This window comes from Flavobacterium sp. RSP46 (genome assembly GCF_003984825.1).
GTDB lineage: Bacteria > Bacteroidota > Bacteroidia > Flavobacteriales > Flavobacteriaceae > Flavobacterium.
In genome coordinates this window covers 156,760-175,486 of the sequence record NZ_RYDM01000007.1, presented here as the reverse complement: position 1 = coordinate 175,486, position 18,727 = coordinate 156,760, and the positions used below count along the sequence as shown (strand labels likewise).

The 18,727-nt window shown below is 33.4% G+C and carries 20 protein-coding genes and 2 pseudogenes; 12 read left to right on the top strand and 10 right to left on the bottom strand.

Annotated elements, in window-relative coordinates; translation table 11 throughout:
* The first annotated feature begins 51 nt into the window (after positions 1–51).
* The 4 genes and pseudogenes from EKM01_RS12125 to EKM01_RS12110 all read left to right on the top strand — a co-directional run bounded on the left by EKM01_RS12125 (position 52) and on the right by EKM01_RS12110 (position 1,829).
* The gene (locus EKM01_RS12125; protein WP_126460509.1) at positions 52–399 is read left to right on the top strand and encodes a hypothetical protein; all 348 of its coding nucleotides are present in this window, start codon (positions 52–54) and stop codon (positions 397–399) included.
* Positions 400–667: 268 nt separating this feature from the next.
* On the top strand, positions 668–991 hold the full coding sequence (locus EKM01_RS12120; protein ID WP_233589325.1) for a hypothetical protein: 324 nt from the start codon (positions 668–670) through the stop codon (positions 989–991).
* Positions 992–1,120: 129 nt separating this feature from the next.
* Positions 1,121–1,279 (top strand): annotated as a pseudogene (locus EKM01_RS14860) (coproporphyrinogen III oxidase); the annotation flags it as partial.
* Positions 1,280–1,292: 13 nt separating this feature from the next.
* A pseudogene (locus EKM01_RS12110) lies at positions 1,293–1,829 on the top strand (Crp/Fnr family transcriptional regulator).
* 11 nt (positions 1,830–1,840) lie between these two features.
* Here the strand turns inward: EKM01_RS12110 and EKM01_RS12105 are convergent.
* The 4 genes from EKM01_RS12105 to def all read right to left on the bottom strand — a co-directional run bounded on the left by EKM01_RS12105 (position 1,841) and on the right by def (position 5,348).
* Positions 1,841–3,289: an APC family permease gene (locus tag EKM01_RS12105; RefSeq protein ID WP_126561895.1), complete on the bottom strand. Its 1,449-nt coding sequence runs from the start codon at positions 3,287–3,289 to the stop codon at positions 1,841–1,843.
* Between the two features lie 47 nt (positions 3,290–3,336).
* The gene (gene mazG, locus EKM01_RS12100; protein WP_126561896.1) at positions 3,337–4,110 is read right to left on the bottom strand and encodes a nucleoside triphosphate pyrophosphohydrolase; all 774 of its coding nucleotides are present in this window, start codon (positions 4,108–4,110) and stop codon (positions 3,337–3,339) included.
* An 81-nt stretch (positions 4,111–4,191) separates the two neighbouring features.
* Positions 4,192–4,674, bottom strand: a complete 483-nt coding sequence (locus EKM01_RS12095; protein WP_126568354.1) for a DUF5606 domain-containing protein — start codon at positions 4,672–4,674, stop codon at positions 4,192–4,194.
* A gap of 86 nt (positions 4,675–4,760) precedes the next feature.
* Complete coding sequence (gene def, locus EKM01_RS12090; RefSeq protein ID WP_126563930.1) at positions 4,761–5,348, bottom strand: peptide deformylase; 588 nt, start codon at positions 5,346–5,348, stop codon at positions 4,761–4,763.
* A 195-nt stretch (positions 5,349–5,543) separates the two neighbouring features.
* Between def and EKM01_RS12085 the strand changes: the two genes are divergently transcribed.
* The gene (locus tag EKM01_RS12085; RefSeq protein WP_126768545.1) at positions 5,544–7,757 is read left to right on the top strand and encodes an FUSC family membrane protein; all 2,214 of its coding nucleotides are present in this window, start codon (positions 5,544–5,546) and stop codon (positions 7,755–7,757) included.
* Positions 7,758–7,821: 64 nt separating this feature from the next.
* On the opposite strand, the gene EKM01_RS12080 is transcribed toward EKM01_RS12085, so the two are convergent.
* From EKM01_RS12080 to EKM01_RS12060, 4 genes are all read right to left on the bottom strand, one after another.
* Positions 7,822–9,318 carry a malate:quinone oxidoreductase gene (locus EKM01_RS12080; RefSeq protein WP_126515525.1) on the bottom strand — a complete coding sequence of 499 codons (1,497 nt, stop codon included), beginning with the start codon at positions 9,316–9,318 and terminating at the stop codon, positions 7,822–7,824.
* Between the two features lie 118 nt (positions 9,319–9,436).
* Positions 9,437–9,853 (bottom strand): Holliday junction resolvase RuvX, encoded by a 417-nt coding sequence (gene ruvX, locus EKM01_RS12075; protein ID WP_126768544.1) that lies wholly within the window; start codon positions 9,851–9,853, stop codon positions 9,437–9,439.
* Positions 9,854–10,168: 315 nt separating this feature from the next.
* The gene (locus EKM01_RS12065) at positions 10,169–10,450 is read right to left on the bottom strand and encodes a type II toxin-antitoxin system RelE/ParE family toxin (protein WP_126460482.1); all 282 of its coding nucleotides are present in this window, start codon (positions 10,448–10,450) and stop codon (positions 10,169–10,171) included.
* Positions 10,440–10,673: a hypothetical protein gene (locus tag EKM01_RS12060; protein WP_126460479.1), complete on the bottom strand. Its 234-nt coding sequence runs from the start codon at positions 10,671–10,673 to the stop codon at positions 10,440–10,442. The genes EKM01_RS12065 and EKM01_RS12060 overlap by 11 nt, the downstream gene beginning before the upstream one ends.
* Positions 10,674–10,772: 99 nt before the next feature.
* Between EKM01_RS12060 and EKM01_RS12055 the strand changes: the two genes are divergently transcribed.
* Genes EKM01_RS12055 through EKM01_RS12040 form a run of 4 tightly spaced genes read left to right on the top strand, consistent with a single transcriptional unit; the run spans position 10,773 to position 14,512 of the window.
* Entirely contained in the window at positions 10,773–11,588 is an 816-nt protein-coding gene (locus EKM01_RS12055) for a 2,3,4,5-tetrahydropyridine-2,6-dicarboxylate N-succinyltransferase (RefSeq protein ID WP_126460476.1), read from the top strand.
* A 36-nt stretch (positions 11,589–11,624) separates the two neighbouring features.
* Positions 11,625–12,605 (top strand): glycosyltransferase family 2 protein, encoded by a 981-nt coding sequence (locus EKM01_RS12050; protein ID WP_126563929.1) that lies wholly within the window; start codon positions 11,625–11,627, stop codon positions 12,603–12,605.
* Positions 12,606–12,624: 19 nt separating this feature from the next.
* Positions 12,625–13,689 carry a glycosyltransferase family 9 protein gene (locus tag EKM01_RS12045; RefSeq protein ID WP_233579278.1) on the top strand — a complete coding sequence of 355 codons (1,065 nt, stop codon included), beginning with the start codon at positions 12,625–12,627 and terminating at the stop codon, positions 13,687–13,689.
* A 31-nt stretch (positions 13,690–13,720) separates the two neighbouring features.
* Positions 13,721–14,512: a glycosyltransferase family 2 protein gene (locus EKM01_RS12040; protein ID WP_126768543.1), complete on the top strand. Its 792-nt coding sequence runs from the start codon at positions 13,721–13,723 to the stop codon at positions 14,510–14,512.
* Here EKM01_RS12040 and EKM01_RS12035 read toward each other — a convergent pair.
* A complete protein-coding gene (locus EKM01_RS12035; RefSeq protein ID WP_233589324.1) occupies positions 14,495–15,262 on the bottom strand; it encodes a lipopolysaccharide kinase InaA family protein in 768 nt (255 codons plus the stop codon). The two genes, EKM01_RS12040 and EKM01_RS12035, sit on opposite strands and share 18 nt — an antisense overlap.
* Positions 15,263–15,309: 47 nt before the next feature.
* Entirely contained in the window at positions 15,310–16,176 is an 867-nt protein-coding gene (locus tag EKM01_RS12030; RefSeq protein ID WP_233584054.1) for a hypothetical protein, read from the bottom strand.
* A 54-nt stretch (positions 16,177–16,230) separates the two neighbouring features.
* Here EKM01_RS12030 and glf point away from each other — a divergent pair, with 54 nt between their 5' ends.
* From glf to EKM01_RS12015, 3 genes are read left to right on the top strand one after another with little or no spacing between them, the layout of a single operon-like run.
* Entirely contained in the window at positions 16,231–17,343 is a 1,113-nt protein-coding gene (gene glf / locus EKM01_RS12025; RefSeq protein WP_126768542.1) for a UDP-galactopyranose mutase, read from the top strand.
* The gene (locus EKM01_RS12020; protein ID WP_126768541.1) at positions 17,336–18,100 is read left to right on the top strand and encodes a DUF4422 domain-containing protein; all 765 of its coding nucleotides are present in this window, start codon (positions 17,336–17,338) and stop codon (positions 18,098–18,100) included. Before glf ends, EKM01_RS12020 begins: the two co-directional genes overlap by 8 nt.
* Positions 18,101–18,102: 2 nt before the next feature.
* The gene (locus EKM01_RS12015) at positions 18,103–18,696 is read left to right on the top strand and encodes an L-threonylcarbamoyladenylate synthase (protein WP_126554423.1); all 594 of its coding nucleotides are present in this window, start codon (positions 18,103–18,105) and stop codon (positions 18,694–18,696) included.
* Positions 18,697–18,727: the final 31 nt, after the last annotated feature.

Below are 18,727 nucleotides of genomic sequence, written 5' to 3'. Positions count from 1 at the left end.
ATTTATTAAAAAAAATTTCATAAAGTCAGTCTCCTTTTTTATGTTTACAAAATGAAATGGATTCAGAAAACTGTCTTTTTTATTGGCTTTTCAATAGCTCTGTTATTTGCTTTTAATGCAAATGCTATTTCATTGGATTCAATTCAAACAGAAAAGTCACATTCATTCTTTTCTGCTGACAGCATTCATTCTTCAGCTTTTATTCAACCACAGGTACATACTGTATTTGCTTTACATGATCGTTCTATTGATCCTAACGTTAGTAATTTTTACGAAAATTACTTGGTAGCTGTTCCAAATTTTAAAGCCTCTAAGTACATTATTCATTTTGCAAAACAAGACATCAACCGTTGTGAAATGGTTTCGCTCTTACTCTTTCCTTTTCATTTTTTCTGGTAATTTAAAGCACTGAAACCCTAATTAGAAGAATATATTTATCTTCTATTTTGAATTGATTCCTTTTTAGTTTTCAGTTCAATTAATCCTGCATTATAAATCTAAAAAAAATAAAAAAAATGGATACATCCGTAACTATAATTGGCCTGGTACTAACGTTAATAATCGCCATCCCCATTTCTATTCCATTCGGTATAGTTCACTAAATAAAACAAAAATTAAATCAATAAAACAGAAATTCAGTCAAAACAATCGCTTTAATTTTGAGTTAATGGAAACACAAAACAAAAAAGTATTGGCTTTAGACCAAAAAAACAAAGGGTTTCTTTTGATGGATTTTAATGCTAAAGAAGAAGTTGTTTCTTTTGTAGATTTAAATACAATTCAATCCTGTAAACTGATTCCAACAACGGAGAATAACAGCGATACGATAGTAAAAATTGAATTTCAATTTCACTATAAAGAAGGTAAAAAAACAGACACCATTCCATTTTACACAATTGAGAATGATCAAATAGGTCAGGTTTGTTTGCATGAAGATCATCAAATAGCTAAAAAATGGATAAAAATGATTCAGGATTGCATTACTATTTAAAGAACAAATTTCTTTGTGAAGAGGCTTTTGAAGCCTCTTTTTTTTGTAAAAGTTTTTTTCAATATGATAATTGTCATTTTAATATGTGAACAGTCGCTTTACTTTTGACTAACTATAAATGATTTTGCCATGAAAAATTCCTTAATACAAAAATACAATGTTTCGGAACCAAAATACACCAGTTATCCTAATTAGGATGAAATGGATTTTTCAGAAGAAATTTTGAAGAAATCTTTCACAGAGAGCAATCGTTCTGAAGGTATCAGTTTGCATATCCATTTGCCTTTTAATACCAAAGAATATGAGCAAATGCGAACAATGTATCGTCAGAGAATTTAGCTCTTTAAAAACCTTAACAAAAGACGAATTACTAAAACTTTCTTATTGTAAAACCTCCCATAGTAGTAAAAAAGGAGCGGTTACATTTGAAGAGGGAGAGAATGTAAATGGTATTACTGTCTAAAAGATGGTATTTGTATTCCAAAATCAGAAGTGATGGGATGCTTTGGCAAGAACAATCAGTTTTCGATGAATGTGATGAAAAGCATTTGCGGTGATCTAAAAGAAGCCGACGATCACATGGTGCATTTAGCCCAAAAAACAGTCAAGGGAAGATTAGCCGGGACGCTTCTCTATTTGCATCACACCTTTAGAAAAAACGAAGATAACTCCTTAAAAGTACAACTTTAGAGAAATGAACTAGCCAGCATGATTGGAACAGCCACTGAAAGCTGTATCCGTTTACTTTCGGATTTAAAAAAACTAGGATTGATTGAATTAACCGGTAAAAAAATCGTTTTAAAAAGACATCAATTCACTCAAAAAATTAGCTAATTAATTCCATTTGCTTTACTCTTTCTTGTTCATTACAAAATAATACACCGGAATTCCTAACGCCACAATGCACAATCCCAATCCCGTATTGAAGGTGTCATAAATCAGTAAAGTCAGACAAATGGCTGATGTCACCACAATATAAAGTGCGGGTACAACCGGATATCCAAACGCTTTATAAGGCCTATCGGCATTGGGTTCTTTTTTTCTAAGAATGAAAACTCCCAGAATAGTCAGGATATAAAACAACAATGACGCAAAAGTAGCATAGGTTAATAAGTCCCCGAATTTTCCTGAAACACAAAGCATACAAGCCCAAATGCATTGCACCCACAATGCTTTGGCCGGAACCTGGTTTTTATTCAGTTCTGTAGCCTGTTTAAAAAAAAGTCCGTCTTTTGCCATAGCAAAAAATAATCGTCCTCCCGAAAGAATCAATCCGCTGTTGCATCCAAAAGTAGAAACCATAATCAATGCAGCCATTACAAAAACACCTACATTTCCCATAATCATACTTGCTGCGGCCGCTCCTACTCTATCATTACTGGCAAACATGATTCCGTTACTGGCAATATCAGCAGCGTTTGGAGCTCCCTGCATTGGCAATAAAGCCAAGTACGCCAGATTTGCTAAAACATAAATAACAGTAACAATTAAGGTTCCAAGAAACAAACTACGGGGGATATTCTTTTTAGGTTCTTTAATTTCCCCTGCAATGAAAGTGACATTATTCCAAGCATCACTAGAAAACAAGGAATTAATAATGGTAGCTCCTGCTGCTCCCAAAATAGCCATTCCTGCTAATTTTGTTACTGTAATTGTTCCATCAGGATTGACTACCGTTTTGCTGGCTTCCCACATAGTTGCGAAATTATTGGACAAAACATCCGTTTGCAGACCCACGTATAATCCTAAAATTATCAAGGCAAAAAGCGCTATTAATTTTGCCGAAGTAAAGAGCAACTGAACTGTTTTTCCGCTTTCTACTCCTTTGGTATTGATGTAGGTTAACAGGATTATACTAAAAATAGCCAATACTTTTTGATACGAAAAAATAAAACCAGTACCAACCCTAAAAAGAGTTTGATCTAAAACAGGAAAGAAGATAGCGGCATAATTCGCAAAAGTAACCGCTATAGCCGCAATAACTCCCGTTTGAATTACTGTAAAAACAGTCCAACCATACAGGAAAGAAACCAATCGCCCATAAGCGCGTTGAATATACACAAATTGTCCGCCCGCATTAGGCATCATTCCTGCCAATTCTCCATAACTCAATGCCGCGGCAACCGTGATTAATCCCGTTACCAACCAAATAACTAATAACCAGGCAGCAGAACCAATATCTCTTGCCATGGCTGATGTTACAATGAAAATTCCGGATCCTATCATGGAACCGGCAACTAAACTCGTGGCATCGATTAATCCTAAAGAACGTTTTAACTCGGTTTTATTTTCTGGCATTGGATAATTTTATAAGTGATCCTAATTTAATTATTTAATAATAAACACTATAGTTTCTTCGCTTCTTCCCAAAAAACATCCATTTCAGCAAGTGTCATATCCATTAAAGGTTTTCCCAATTCTCCTGCTTTACTTTCCAAATATTGAAAGCGCTTGATAAATTTTTTATTGGTTCGTTCCAAAGCATCTTCTGGATTTACATTTAAAAATCGGGCATAATTGATCATTGAAAATAAAACATCCCCAAATTCGGCTTCAATTTTATCCTGATCTCCTGCTTCAACCTCAACGTGTAATTCGTCTAATTCTTCTTGAACCTTATCCCAAACCTGATGCGATTCTTCCCAATCAAAACCCACTCCTTTTACTTTTTCCTGGATTCGGCTTGCTTTTACTAATGCGGGTAAACTTCTTGGAACACCTTCCAGAACGGACTTTCTGCCTTCTTTGAGTTTTAGTTTTTCCCAGTTTTGTTTCACTTCTTCCTCGTCTTTTACCACCACATCACTGTAAATATGGGGATGACGGTGAATTAGCTTTTCACAAATTTCATTACACACATCAGCAATGTCAAAATCGTTCGTCTCGCTTCCTATTTTGGCATAAAAAACAATATGCAACAACAAATCACCCAATTCTTTTTTGACTTCGTTCAAATCATTGTCTAAAATAGCATCGCCTAATTCATAGGTTTCTTCAATGGTAAGATGGCGCAAGGTTTGCATAGTTTGCTTTTTGTCCCAAGGACATTTTTCACGCAAATCATCCATAATATCTAATACTCGTTCGAAAGCTTGCAGTTGGTTTTGTCTTGAATTCATTAGGGATAGTTTTTGGTAAAAATAAAAAAATCCTGTTCAGAAAAACAACTGAACAGGATTAAATAGTATTTTAAAATATGATTATTCTTTTTTAGCTTTTGCTTTTTTAGCCGGAGCGTTAACTTCCGCTACTGGAGTTTCTTCGGCTGTAACCTCTTCTGTCACTGCAGCAGCAGGAGCTTCATCAGTAACAAGTCCTTTTGCTTGAAGCATATTATACCAGTTCAGCACTTTTTTGATATCAGAAGGATATACTCTTTCTTCATCATAATCAGGTAAAACTTCTTTGAAATAAGCCATCAATGTAGTGTTGTCTTCTTTATGGGATATTGCCGCACCTTTGCTTTCTTTATCAGCAATTTTTTGCATGATTTCAGCTAAAGGTTTTTCGCCTTCATAGGTATAAATTGAAATTTCCGATAGTAAGCTTACATTGCTTTTCAAGTTTACGGTGATTTTTTTTCCATCCGCTAATGATTCTGCTACAAATCCGGTTCTTGTTTGCACTTTCAATACATATAAACCTGGTTTCCCAGAAATGGCTAATATTTTTTCTAAATTCATGTTATTGTGGAATTATTATTAAGAATTTGACTTATTTATTTTTATTTGAAACCAAAAATCATACCAAGCGAAGTTAAAAAGCTGTTTTATCTTCCTTTTTTGGCAAAGAATTTCATTCGGTAGTCTTGGAATGTTTTTCCCTCTAAAATGTTTTTCAGTTTCTTTTGAATCAATCGTTTTTTTAATGATGAAATTTTATCGGTGAATAAAATTCCTTCAATATGATCGTATTCATGTTGGATTACTCTGGCGATTAATCCGTCAAAAACTTCGGTTTTCATTACAAAATCCTCTTCGCAATACTCAATTGTTATGGTTGGATTTCTATAAACATCCTCTCTGACATCCGGAATACTCAGACAGCCTTCATTGAAACTCCATTCTTCACCTTCTTCTTGTATCATTTTTGCATTGATAAAGGTTTTTTTGAATCCTTTTAATTCTTTTTGTTCTGCATCTTCTAATTCCTCATCGTCGCTAAAAGGAGTCGTGTCGATTACAAATAAACGAAGCGCTAATCCTACTTGTGGTGCAGCAAGACCCACACCATAGGCATTATACATTGTTTCATACATATTGGCAATCGTTTCTTTCAAGTTTGGATGTTCTGGTGAGAGAACTTCCCCTATTTTTCTTAAAACTGGATCACCATATCCTATAATTGGTAAAATCATTCGTGTTGTATTAAATATTAGCTATTAAAATCGAAATAAGTTCTCTTTTAATTCGGTCTGCAAAAATAGTAAAAAAATAGCCAATGAATAATGCTCTAATGATAATTCATCACTATTTAAAATTTAGGTTAAAAGACCGATAGTATTCCCTTTAAAAATTCTTACAATCCTTACCTTTGCAAACAATGCAATTGTATGATTCATAAAATCCAAAAATTTACTGATACGACGTATTTCACTAATGCCCTAAAAGTAACTATCGCCACTGTAATTCCGGTGATGCTGTTTTCTTTTTTTGGCAAATTCGAAGTAGGTTTTACAATAGCTCTTGGAGCCTTTTTTACTTATCCCAGTGACATTCCAAGTAGTCTGAAACATAAAGTCAACGGGATTCTTGTAGCCACCATTCTTGTTGCTGGTGTGAATTTGCTAGTAAATATAATTTATCCGTATTCTTGGATTTTTTATCCTTTTTTAGCCCTGTTGGTTTTCCTGACATCCATGTTATCCGTTTACGGACAACGAGCTACAATGGTTTCTTTCTCCACCCTGATTTCACTCTCCTTGACATTTTCTAATATAAATACCGGTTGGGCAATGGTGCAACATTCGGGTTTGATTCTAGCAGGAGGATTATTCTACCTCGTTGTTTCCCTTATTTTTCACTACATCAGACCACATCGCTACATCGAATTACAAATTGCTGAATGCATCAAACTTACGGCTAAATATTTGAAACTAAGAGGAGATTTATGGACCATAGATGCAGATAAAAAAGCAATTATTGAAAAGCAGTTAAACCTTCAGGTCGAGTTGAACACAATTCATCAAAACATAAGAGAAGTATTGATTAACAGCCATATCAGCGCAGGTTCTTCTAATCAAAATCGAAAAATGTTGCTTGTTTTTATAGCAATGGTAGAAATCCTTGAAGTGGCATTGTCTACGTCATTTGACCATGATAAATTGCACCGAAAATTCGACAATCATCCAAGGGTCTTGCTGACGTATCAAAACTTAGCCTACAATCTGGCCACAAGTTTAAAGCAATTATCCAAAAGTGTAAAAAAACGAACGAATTATATTCCAAAACACACATTGCTAAACGATTTGAACGCCTTACAGCTGGCGATCACTGATTATGAAAAAGATTTAGGGAAAAATTCTGCCTCAGAAGGCGTTTTTATGCTTACCACTATGCTGGAATATGCGGAAAAGCAAGTCGAGAAAATAAAAATTGTAGAACGTGCTTTTACCTCAATTGTTAATTTACAGGATTTTACAGGAATCGATACCGATTTAGAAAAATTCTTAACGCCGCAGTATTATCCGTGGCGTACTTTGACAGAGAATCTGAGTTTTTCCTCCACTATTTTCAGGCATTCCTTACGATTAACAATAGCGCTATTAGTTGGTTTTATTATTGGAAAAATACTGCCTTTTCATAATGTATACTGGATTTTATTAACTATTATCGTTATCATGCGACCCGGTTACGGCTTGACTAAACAACGTTCTTTTCATAGAATTCTAGGTACTGTTTTAGGTGGATTAATTGCCTTTGGAATTCTTTTCTTTGTCAAAGACAACATTATAATCAGTATTCTTTCTATTCTTTGCTTGCTTTTAGGATTCTCTTTTACCCAAACAAATTACAAAGTCAGTGCCACATTTGTAACCATGTATGTTGTTTTTATTTATGGAATTGTGACTCCTAACATAGGGGATCTTGTTCAATTTAGAATACTGGACACCATTGTAGGTGCCGGTCTTGCTTTTTTGGCCAATCATTTTTTATGGCCTTCTTGGGAATTTTTAAACATGCCCATGCATTTAGAAAAATCCATCAATGCCAATCAAAATTACCTGAAGGAAATTTCAATTTTTTATAATAAAAAAGGAACCGTTTCTACATCGTACCGCTTGGCTCGTAAAAATGCTTTCATCGAGATTGGGAATTTAATGGCTTCTTTTCAGAGAATGGCACAAGAGCCTAAATCAAAACAAAAACAGCTGCCTAAAGTCTATAAACTAACGGTATTAAATCACTCTCTTCTCTCCTCATTAGCGTCTTTAGGAACTTACATTCAATCCCATAAAACAACCTCCGCATCTGAAGCATTCAATGTGGTGGTGGATACTGTGATTAGAAATCTGGATGAGGCTATTGCACTTTTGAAGGAAAATGATTTCAAGCTAAAAGAAAACCTTCCCAAAGAGGATTTAGCGCTACGTTTTACCGAATTGAAAAATATACGTGCCCGAGAATTGAAAGCAGGAATTCCTATTGATGAAAAGGCTTTTCAATTGAAAATGCAAGAAGCACAATTGGTAATCGAACAATTAATCTGGCTGACCAGTTTATCCGAAACTATTTTAAAAACCACAACAGCATTAAAGGAATCTTAACAAGAAAAGCGCTTGAACCAGATTCTTATCTAATTCAAACGCTTTTTATTTTTGTGCTGACTTTCTAATTATTCAGTTTTAGGACGGCAGCCGTTTCTTTTCTGATTTTCTCTAATAAAATTGGATCTTCATTGAGATTTTGACCATAAGAAGGAATCATGATTTTTAATTTCTCCTGCCACTCCGCCGTTTTAATTTCCTCTTTGAAACATCTTCCTATCAAATCTATCATAATAGAAACTGCTGTTGAAGCACCTGGAGAAGCACCCAGCAAAACGGATAAAGATCCATCTGCAGTGGTAATTACTTCGGTACCAAACTCCAGTATGCCTCCTTCTTTTTCGTCTTTTTTTATCACTTGTACCCGTTGTCCGGCACGTTCAATTTTCCAGTCTTTGGATCGTGCCTTGGGAACATATTCTCTTAACGCATTAATTCGGTCTTTAGGGGATTGGCGCACTTGCTCAATTAAATATTTGGTAAGGGGTATATTCTTAATACCTGCGGCTAACATTGGAATAATATTATCTGATTTTATCGATAAAGGTAAATCTGAATAGGAGCCATTTTTTAAAAACCTAGTCGAAAAACCCGCAAAAGGACCAAAAAGCAATTGCTTTTCTCCATTTATCATTCGGGAATCAATATGTGGTACAGACATTGGTGGTGCTCCCACGCTTGCCTTACCATATACTTTAGCCTGGTGTTTTGCAATCACTTCCGGATTTGTGCATTTTAGCCATTGTCCGCTCACCGGGAAACCGCCATAGCCTTTTCCTTCGGGCACATTTGCTTTTTCTAATAATGGCAAGGAACCACCCCCAGCACCAATGAAAACAAATTTAGAGTATGTTTTTCTCTTTTGACCGGAAGCTAAATCAGTGATTTTTATGCGCCATAACTTATCTTCTCGTTGTTTTAATTTTTGAACTTCGTGGTTATAATGAATGGTAACCCCATCTAGTTTTGCTAAATAACCAAAAATACTTCGTGTCAATTCTCCAAAATTTACATCTGTCCCAATTGCCATTGAACTGGCGGCCACTTTTTCGGTTTCTGATCTCCCTTCCATAACCAGCGGCATCCATTCTTTTAATTGTGCAAAATCAGTACTAAAAACCATTTGCTTAAAAAGAGGATTCAAATGCAACGCGTCAAATCTTTTTTTAAGATAAGCTACATTTTTTTCTCCCCATACAAAACTTATGTGGGGAATGCTTTTAATAAAATTTTCAGGAGAAGGAACTCTGTTTTCTTGAACGAGATATGCCCAGAACTGTCTGGAAACTTCGAAAGACTCCGCGATACTGATCGCTTTTTTTGGGCTGATGCTTCCATCAGGTCCTACGGGAGTGTAATTGAGTTCACAAAAAGCAGCATGTCCAGTTCCTGCATTATTCCATGCATCAGAGCTTTCAGCCGCCGCTCTATCTAATCGTTCGTAAATTTCAATTTTTATATCCGGTTGCAGTTCTTTTAGGATTAAGCCCAGCGTGGCGCTCATAATTCCAGCTCCAATAAGAACTACTTCACTATTTGTACGTATGGTTGTGTCAGGCATAACTAGATTTTAAAGTGCAAAGGTAAATGATATATTCACAAAAAAAAGCATAAATTTTACCTCAAAAGTTACATTTATCAAACCGTTTTAGCAAAAAAATAGCTTTTTTACACTGATTTTAAAATTTTTTCCTGGTCAAATAGTCCTGAAGCATAATCGTGGCCGATATTTCGTCAATAAGTGCTTTGTTTTGACGCTGTTTCTTACTCAGGCCGCTATCTATCATGGATTGAAAAGCCATTTTTGAAGTAAACCGTTCATCAACCCGAATGACTTTCATCTCCGGAAAATGATTGGTAAAGTGCGTGACAAATCCTTTAATAATCGAAGCACTTTCTGAGGGTTCGCCATTCATTTGTTTGGGTTCACCAATAAGAACGGCTTCTACTTTTTCTTTGGAAAAATAATCCTTCAAAAAAGCAATTGCAGTTGCCGATGGGATTGTGGTTAAACCCGAAGCTATAATTTGCATTTCATCAGTTACCGCTATTCCGGTTCGTTTTTGACCGTAGTCTATGGAGAGAATTCTAGGCATTTATAAGAAGTTTTACAAACATATTGAGCTTAATCGGCTAAATCCATAAAAAAAATCAGAATAATTAATTTTCATGTTTTGAAATCACTTTATCAAGAGATGCATCAACTTAGTATATTGTATGAAGTTTTGCAGTACCATTATGATTTTTTTCTAGTGAAGCGTCTACTTTTTTTTATTTCTAGTAAACGCCTCATCTTCCTGTACTATTTACTATTGTAAGTTCATCTGATGAAAAGAAACTCAATAACTCCAGAATTTTGGCTTTGATTTCGGGTTGAAATTCTAATCTAATGGTTTCCATACTATTTTTACTTAAAACGAATTCCTATGTTTCAAAATTGCCACAACTAAAACAGTTTCGTGTGCAACATCAACTTTAAAAACGATTGTATAACCTTTAAAAACATAATCTCTTGTGTTTTCATTATCAAAATAAATTGATTTTTTGAAAAGAAAAGGCTGCTGCATATCTTTTTTTATGTTTTTTATCAATGCAATTTTAAATTTTCTTGCAGTAAGCGGTTTGTCTTTTGAAATGAAATCAATTATAACATCTAAATCATGATTAAATTCGATAGTTAATTTAATCCTCATATTTTGATATCGTTTTTTCCAGCAAAATATCCAATTCCTCAAAAGTAGAATATACAGCAGTACCATTATCAATCTTATCAATCCTGGACTGAAGCATTCTTTTTTCTTCTTCAAAAATTGACCTTTCCTGAACTATTGTAAGTTCATCTGATGAAAAGGAACTCAATAACTCCAGAATTTTGGCTTTGATTTCGGGTTGAAATTCTAATCTAATGGTTTCCATAGTACCTACAATTTAAAGTACAAATATATAACATTTTCAAATTAATTTGACTTTTTGCTTTTAGTTAAAAACCCTATCTTTGTCAAAAATCTATCAAAAATGAATCCATTACAGCCGATTATAGAACAAGCTTGGGAAAACCGTGCTTTGTTACAAGAAACTACAACAACTGATGCTATCAGAGCAGTTATTGAATTATTAGATACCGGAAAATTACGTGTTGCTGAACCAGTTGGAGAGGGATGGCAAGTAAACGAATGGGTAAAAAAAGCAGTAGTAATGTATTTCCCTATTCAAAAAATGGAAACATTAGAGTCTGGAATTTTCGAATACCATGACAAAATGTTATTGAAAAGAGGCTATGCCGAGAAAGGAATTCGTGTTGTTCCTAACGCAGTAGCGCGTTACGGTGCTTATATTTCCAGTGGTGTTATCTTGATGCCAAGTTATGTAAACATTGGTGCTTATGTAGACGAAGGAACTATGGTAGACACATGGGCAACCGTAGGTAGTTGTGCTCAAATAGGTAAAAACGTACACTTAAGCGGTGGCGTTGGTATTGGTGGCGTACTTGAACCTTTGCAAGCGGCTCCTGTAATTATTGAAGACGGCGCTTTCATTGGTTCCCGATGTATCGTAGTTGAAGGGGTACATGTTGGGAAAGAAGCTGTACTTGGTGCCAATGTTTGCCTGACTGCCTCCACAAAAATTATTGATGTAACCGGAGAAACTCCCGTTGAAATGAAGGGATATGTTCCTGCCCGTTCCGTTGTGATTCCAGGAAGTTACACTAAGAAATTTCCAGCAGGAGACTTCCAGGTTCCTTGTGCTTTAATCATTGGAACTCGTAAACCTTCAACTGATTTGAAAACATCATTGAACAATGCTTTACGTGAATATGACGTAGCGGTTTAATCCGTATTCGTTTAAAAATCTTTATAAAAAGACCTATTGGATATTTCAATAATTATTGTCAATTACCGTGGTTGGAAAGCCTTAGACGAATGTTTAGAATCCATTGATACAATTATTTCGAAAACATTCTCATTCGAAGTCATCATTGTTGATAATTTTTCGAATGACGGACAATTCAACATTTTTAAACAAAAATATTCCAAGTTTACATTTATAGAAAACACTGGTAATAATGGTTTCTCAAATGGTTGCAACTTTGGTGCAAGCATTGCTACGGGAAACCATTTCCTTTTTTTAAATCCAGATACAAAACTTACTCTTGAAGCCCTTGAAATTCTTTTAGAAACGGCTGTTTCCCATCCAGAAATTGGAATTTTATCCTGTTTACAAATAAACGAAAACGAAGTTTTTTACAAACAAAACAATTTATTTCCGGCTTTAGGACGATTTTTCGGAGTGTCAAGATCTATTTTTAGAAAACTGAATAAGGCAAAATTAGAAAAACGTTTTAATAACAACAATGAGTTGTTTTACCCAGATTGGGTTACCGGAGCGGTCATTTTCATAAGCCGAGAATGGTTTAACAAAATTCAAGGCTGGAATGAAGATTTTTGGCTTTATTTTGAAGATGTTGCACTTTGTAAAAAAATTTCTGATACGGATGGAAAAGTTGCCGTTACCCGAAAAGCTACTATTTTCCATCAACATGGTGGTGCATCCCGATTAAATGTAAAGACAAAAGCACTCACGAAAACAGAAGTGATCATCTCAAAACACGTGTACATCAGCAATCAATTTTCAACAGGAATACAACTCTATTTACATACATTATTAATTTTAGGAGTTCTTAGTGAGAAACTATTTTTGTCGCTTTTAAGCGTGTTTTTATTTTTTATTCCAAAATTGAAAGTGAATCGATTGATGCTTAAAAATTTATCCATTTATTATTTAAATGTCCTACGAAAACAAACCTGGATTAGTCCTCGTGCAATGAATTACTTGAAAACAAAAGCATAACTTTTCAAATTTACTTCAAATGAAAATACTTGTAATTCAACAAAAAATGATTGGAGATGTTTTAGTAAGCTCCATATTATGCAATAATTTGCGCAAAGCCTACCCAAAAGCGCAAATTGATTATATGGTTTACGAATCTACCATTGCTGTTTTACAAGGAAATACAAGTTTCGATAATCTCATCCTTTTCCAGGAAAAACATCAAAAAAGCAAATGGGAATATTTTAAATTATTGAAATCCATTCGAACTGAAAAATATGATATTATTATAGATGCGTATTCCAAATTAGAAAGCTGGCTTGTCGTATTGTTATCGGGTGCAAAACAAAAAATATCGTATTGGAAAAAAGGAAGAGACTTTCTTTATACGGATACGGTGATTAGAAAAAAAACGACCAATACCAATTTAGGTTTAATAATTGAACAGCGATTAGCATTGCTAAATCCTTTGCATCTGGATATTGAATTAGAAACATTTCCCAGAATTTATGTCACAAAAGTAGAGAATGATTTTGCTAGTTCACTTTTTGAATCTCACGGTATAGACCAATCTAAAAAAACAGTTATGGTCAGCATAATTGGAAGCAGTCCAGACAAAACCTATTCGTTGGAATATATGTCTCAATTAGTCGATTTTATTGCAGATAAGGAAGATGTGAATATTCTTTTTAATTATTTTCCAAAGCAAATTGAAGATGCAAAAACAATTTACAATGGGTGTAAAGAAAGTACTAGACAAAAAATTTATTTCTCCCTCTTAGGAAAAAACATTCGAGAGTTTATCGCCATCATGAATCATTGTGATATGATAATTGGCAACGATGGCGGGGCAATAAATATGGCAAAAGCATTAGAAAAACCCTCTTTTATTATTTTTTCGCCTTGGATTGACAAAAAAGGATGGGCCACATTTGAAGATGGAATTAATCATGTTTCTCTGCATTTACAAGAGTTTAAACCTGATTTATTTGAAGGCAAAACGGCTAAAATCATAAAAAAAGAAACCATTGCGTTTTACAAAGAGTTTACTCCCGAGTTGATTATTCCTGCTTTACATACTTTCTTGGAAACACATTTAGAATAATATTCTATTTTTGTAAAACATTCAAAAATTAATGAAATACAATCACAACACGAACATTTCAGTTTTAATAATTACATTAAACGAGGAAAATCAAATTAAGCCACTTTTGGTTGATTTAGATTTTGCTGATGAAATTATTGTTGTCGATTCATTCAGTACCGATAAAACAGAAGCTATTTGTAAATCATTTGAAAAAGTCACTTTCATTCAAAATAAATTTAAAAACTATTCTTCTCAAAGGAACTTTGCTATTTTACATGCAAAAAATGACTGGATTTTATTTTTGGATGCAGATGAAAGACTGACTCCTGCATTAAAGAATGAAATTATAGCCACAATAAAAACCAATGAAACCTTTTCGGCTTTTCTTTTCTACAGAACTTTTATGTTTGAAGGCAAAGTATTGCATTTCAGCGGGAATCAGAATGATAAAATATTTAGGCTTTTTAATAAAAATCAAGCTGAATATACCACAGACCGGCTTGTTCATGAAAAATTAAAAGTGAATGGAAAAATAGGTGTTCTAAAAAACAAACTGATTCATTATTCCTATGCTAATTTTCAAGCGTATAAATCGAAAACGATTCGGTATGGGGAATTCAAAGCTCAGGAGAAGTTTTTAAAAAAGCAAAAGCCTTCGGTTTTATTACATTTTTTACATCCTGCTTATAATTTTTTGTTCAATTACATTCTCCGATTAGGATTTCTTGACGGAAAAAAAGGCTTGATTATTTGCTATTTAAACGCCAATTCAATTCACATCCGATATCAAGAATTAGAACAACTTTGGAAAAGACAACAACAGTTATCTCCAAAACAATAATTTCTTTTTACGAGCAATTTTTCTATGAAATTTCATTTGAAAATCATTGGTATAAAAGCACATTTTTACAAAAACTTCATCGTATTTCTTATTGTAAAGTTTGGCATATTCATCACTCATTATTGCCAGCATTTCTTTTTTTGGCGTAAGCCTGTTGAAATTTTTCATGCGTAGCTCGAAGTCCATAAACTGATGGAAATTCATTCTATTTAAATCAACTAGGTAGAAACTATAGCTTCCATCATCTGCTTTTTTAATCAAAGTATTTCCTGGAGAATGATCTAAAAACTCAATTCCTTTTTGATGTAAATCAAATGTAAATCGGGTAAACTGCCGCAAGATATTCTCATGATCCGGATAATCAGGTTGTAGCACTAATTCTCTGAAAGTTAACTCTGCCTGAAGATGCTCACTGATATAAAAACTTTCTTGTAATCCCAACAAAGTGAAATTTTCAGCACAAGCTATAGGTTGTGGCGTACCAATTCCCTTTTCTAATAAAATAGCTGCATATTCGAAAGAACGTCTGGCTTTAGATTTTCTGAAATATTTGTAGGCAATTCTATTGATCAGATTTGGGGTTTTGAAAGATTTGATATTTATCGTTTCCCCTTCTAATTCAAAAAGTTTTATTTTGTTTCGCACTCCGTCACCAAAAAGAATTCCTTTTGAATTGAAGCTTTCAATGATATCAATTAACTCCTTTTGATTGGTTATCAATGACGTATTAAAAATTATAGTTCTTTTCAATTGTTTTATTATAAGATTAGTCGATTGTTTTAATAAAAGCAAAAATATTATTTAGCTAAATACTTAAACCATTGTCCGAAATTTTTAAAAAAAAGATAAAGTGATGAAATTCTAAGTACTTTATTATTACTAACATAGTTTTTAATTTCATCTATATTTTTTGTAGGAAAATAACCTAAAGTTTTCCATGTATCAGCTTCTATGTAATAAAAATCTTTAAATGTTTTATAATTTTCTTGATTTACTAATTTCCATTTTTCAAAGAAAGAGTTATTAATTTGTACATTATGTCCCCAATTTTTTAATTTGAAAGCTAATTGGTCTTCGGTTCTTGATAAACATTCATGCAAAAGAATTTTATCCGTGTAAATTACCCTTGCTTTTGTCTTTCTACCTACTTTGTAATTTGGATAGTTTGTAGCAAGTAAAACTCTTGTAAGATTTTCAACATACAATATTCCTTCATTAGTGTATTTGTACAAGTGAGTTAAAAAACAACCTATTTGAACAGGATTTTCTTTTGGGTTTTTCAAAAAAGAATCATACTTCCTAAGATCATTTATAAAACCTGAAAAATCTAAAAAGTATTCATCTGCATCAATTTGAATTAACCAATTTCCTATTCCCATTTTATCGGAAAGCATTTTTCTTTCTCTAACCTCGCATTCCATTGTAGTTAAACTTGACACGTAAAAATCATCTTCATATATAACAATTTTATTTTCAACATCAAATGCATCAATCCATTCAAAAAAAGTATCATCAATAGTAAAAAATTCACCGTTCCATGTTTTTCGTTCCTTATCAATAGCTAAAAAAATAGTGTTAGATTCTTTGTATATTGTTGGTATCGAATTTTTTAATAGTTCATAATCGTACGAGACTAAATAACCTACTTGTATTTTTCCTAACATAAACATCAATTTGAAATTTGTTGCAATTTAGTATTAAATATCTATTTTTGTTGAATGAAAAAAGAATATGATTATTTAATAGTAGGATCAGGTCTTTTCGGTAGTGTTTTTGCGCATGAGGCAACAAAAGCGGGTAAAAAGTGTTTAATTTTAGATAAAAGAAAACACACCGGAGGAAATATTTATTGTGAAAATATTGAAGGAATAAATGTCCACAAATATGGCCCGCATATTTTTCATACCAATGACAAGAAAATATGGGATTATGTAAATCAATTCGTGAATTTTAATCATTTCGTATATTCGCCTCTATCGCTTTCAAAGGGTAAACTTTATAATCTACCTTTTAACATGAATACCTTTTATCAGCTATGGGGAACCAAAACGCCGTCTGAAGCAAAAAATAAAATTGAGCATCAAATTAAGGAATTTGGAAGCGACAACCCTAAAAACCTCGAAGAACAAGCACTTTCATTGGTGGGAAAAGACATATACGAAACCTTGATCAAAGGGTATACTGAAAAGCAATGGGGTAGAAAGGCCACCGAACTGCCTGCTTTCATCATTAAAAGACTTCCCGTTAGATTTACTTTTGACAATAATTATTTTAACGATCGCTACCAAGGAATCCCCATTGGAGGTTACAATAAAATTATAGAAAATTTATTGGAAAACATTGAAGTGAAACTTGATACAGATTATTTCGAAAACAAAGAGTACTTTGAAAATATCGCAACAAAAATTGTTTTCACGGGGAAAATTGACGAATATTTTGATTACCGGTTTGGAAAACTAGAATATCGCTCGTTGCGATTTGAAACACAAATTCTGGATACCGAGAATTTTCAAGGAAATGCAGGCATTAACTATAATGACATTGAATATCAACATACTAGGATCGTAGAGCATAAACATTTTGAATTTGGCAACCAAAAGAAAACTGTAGTGACAAAAGAATATCCTGAAAATTGGACGTCCGAAAAAGAGGCTTATTATCCTATTAATGACGAAAAAAATCAAGCGATATATCTCAATTATAAAAAGCTTTCCGAAACCCTTAATAATGTAATTTTCGGAGGCAGATTGGCAGAATACAAATATTACGACATGCACCAAATAATTGCATCCGCATTAATTAAATCTAAAAAAGAACTAGAAAATGGTTAAAATTTTTACAGTTACACATAAAGAGACCCCTATTTTATTTAACGAATTGCATATCCCGATACAAGTCGGCGAAAATGTAGACATTGCAACAAATATTTTGCGAGACAACGCGCTCGATAACATTGCTAATAAAAACAAAAACTACTGTGAATTAACTGCTTCTTATTGGATTTGGAAAAATATTACGGATGTTGAATACGTTGGAATCTGTCATTACAGGAGGTATTTTAATTTTTTCAATCCCTTTTATAATTTCCAACCTTCCGCTCAAAAAAAAATTAAGATTGATGATTTTAAAAAAACAAAATTAGTTAAAACTGATGGAGAAATTTTAGAAAAAAAAATCATTAAAATACTCTCGGAGTACGATGTAATTCTTTGTAAACCATATAAATTTAAAAATACTACACTGACTCAAAACTACTGTGAAGATCACCGAAAAGAAGATTGGGATTTAACAAAAAAAATAATTAGTGAGAAGTACCCGCAATACAAAGAAAGTATTGTAACCCATTTAGACGAAGGTCGACTGTTTCATGTAGCAAATATGATGATTTGTTCCAAGAAAATTTGGGATGATTATTACACCTGGCTTTTTTCTATTCTATTTGAATTGGAATCTAAAGTCAGTATTCCCAAGGATGACTATCAAGCACGAATTTTCGGGTTTATATCTGAAAGATTAATTAATCTTTATGTTTATCATAATAAATTAAAAATCAAAGCAATTCCCACTTATAAAATAATCGATCTATAATCATGGATATCAACCAAGAAATACACAATGCTTACGAAGTCATAAAAAATGGAGGAATCATCCTCTACCCCACTGATACCGTATGGGGAATTGGTTGTGACGCCACAAATCCAGAGGCTGTCGCTAAAATTTACAAACTCAAGAAAAGAGCCGAAACCCAAAGCATGATTGTTTTGATGAATGGCGATAAAATGATTTACAATGTATTCAAAGACATTCCGGAAGTAGCCTGGCAAATTATGGATTTCTCTGACCTGACCGATAGTGAACTGGCAAATCAAAACCCAACCACTTTAATTCTGGACAAACCACGAAACGTAGCACCCAATTTAATCGCAGCTGACAACTCACTAGGAATTAGACTTGTAAAGGAACCTTTTTGTTTTAAATTGATGGAAAAAATGAAAAAACCGTTGGTTTCCACATCAGCAAATATCTCCGGACAACCTACTCCAAAAAGTTTCAAAGAAATCAGTCCTGAAATTATAAAAGGCGTGGACTATGTTGTAAATTTGCATCGCGAAAAAATTGCCGGAAAACCATCTACAATTATAAAATTGACAAGTGATTCTCAGGTAAAAGTGATTCGGAAATAATTGTTTTTTTACCGCTAATTCACTAATTCAA

Bases quoted from the DNA above. Each gene is read 5' to 3' on its own strand.
- EKM01_RS12125 (WP_126460509.1), top strand. From the start codon at position 52: ATGAAATGGATTCAGAAAACTGTCTTTTTTATTGGCTTTTCAATAGCT.
- EKM01_RS12120 (WP_233589325.1), top strand. From the start codon at position 668: ATGGAAACACAAAACAAAAAAGTATTGGCTTTAGACCAAAAAAACAAA.
- EKM01_RS12105 (WP_126561895.1), bottom strand. From the start codon at position 3,289: ATGCCAGAAAATAAAACCGAGTTAAAACGTTCTTTAGGATTAATCGAT.
- mazG (WP_126561896.1), bottom strand. From the start codon at position 4,110: ATGAATTCAAGACAAAACCAACTGCAAGCTTTCGAACGAGTATTAGAT.
- EKM01_RS12095 (WP_126568354.1), bottom strand. From the start codon at position 4,674: ATGAATTTAGAAAAAATATTAGCCATTTCTGGGAAACCAGGTTTATAT.
- def (WP_126563930.1), bottom strand. From the start codon at position 5,348: ATGATTTTACCAATTATAGGATATGGTGATCCAGTTTTAAGAAAAATA.
- EKM01_RS12085 (WP_126768545.1), top strand. From the start codon at position 5,544: ATGATTCATAAAATCCAAAAATTTACTGATACGACGTATTTCACTAAT.
- EKM01_RS12080 (WP_126515525.1), bottom strand. From the start codon at position 9,318: ATGCCTGACACAACCATACGTACAAATAGTGAAGTAGTTCTTATTGGA.
- ruvX (WP_126768544.1), bottom strand. From the start codon at position 9,853: ATGCCTAGAATTCTCTCCATAGACTACGGTCAAAAACGAACCGGAATA.
- EKM01_RS12065 (WP_126460482.1), bottom strand. From the start codon at position 10,450: ATGAGGATTAAATTAACTATCGAATTTAATCATGATTTAGATGTTATA.
- EKM01_RS12060 (WP_126460479.1), bottom strand. From the start codon at position 10,673: ATGGAAACCATTAGATTAGAATTTCAACCCGAAATCAAAGCCAAAATT.
- EKM01_RS12055 (WP_126460476.1), top strand. From the start codon at position 10,773: ATGAATCCATTACAGCCGATTATAGAACAAGCTTGGGAAAACCGTGCT.
- EKM01_RS12045 (WP_233579278.1), top strand. From the start codon at position 12,625: ATGAAAATACTTGTAATTCAACAAAAAATGATTGGAGATGTTTTAGTA.
- EKM01_RS12040 (WP_126768543.1), top strand. From the start codon at position 13,721: ATGAAATACAATCACAACACGAACATTTCAGTTTTAATAATTACATTA.
- EKM01_RS12030 (WP_233584054.1), bottom strand. From the start codon at position 16,176: ATGTTAGGAAAAATACAAGTAGGTTATTTAGTCTCGTACGATTATGAA.
- glf (WP_126768542.1), top strand. From the start codon at position 16,231: ATGAAAAAAGAATATGATTATTTAATAGTAGGATCAGGTCTTTTCGGT.
- EKM01_RS12020 (WP_126768541.1), top strand. From the start codon at position 17,336: ATGGTTAAAATTTTTACAGTTACACATAAAGAGACCCCTATTTTATTT.
- EKM01_RS12015 (WP_126554423.1), top strand. From the start codon at position 18,103: ATGGATATCAACCAAGAAATACACAATGCTTACGAAGTCATAAAAAAT.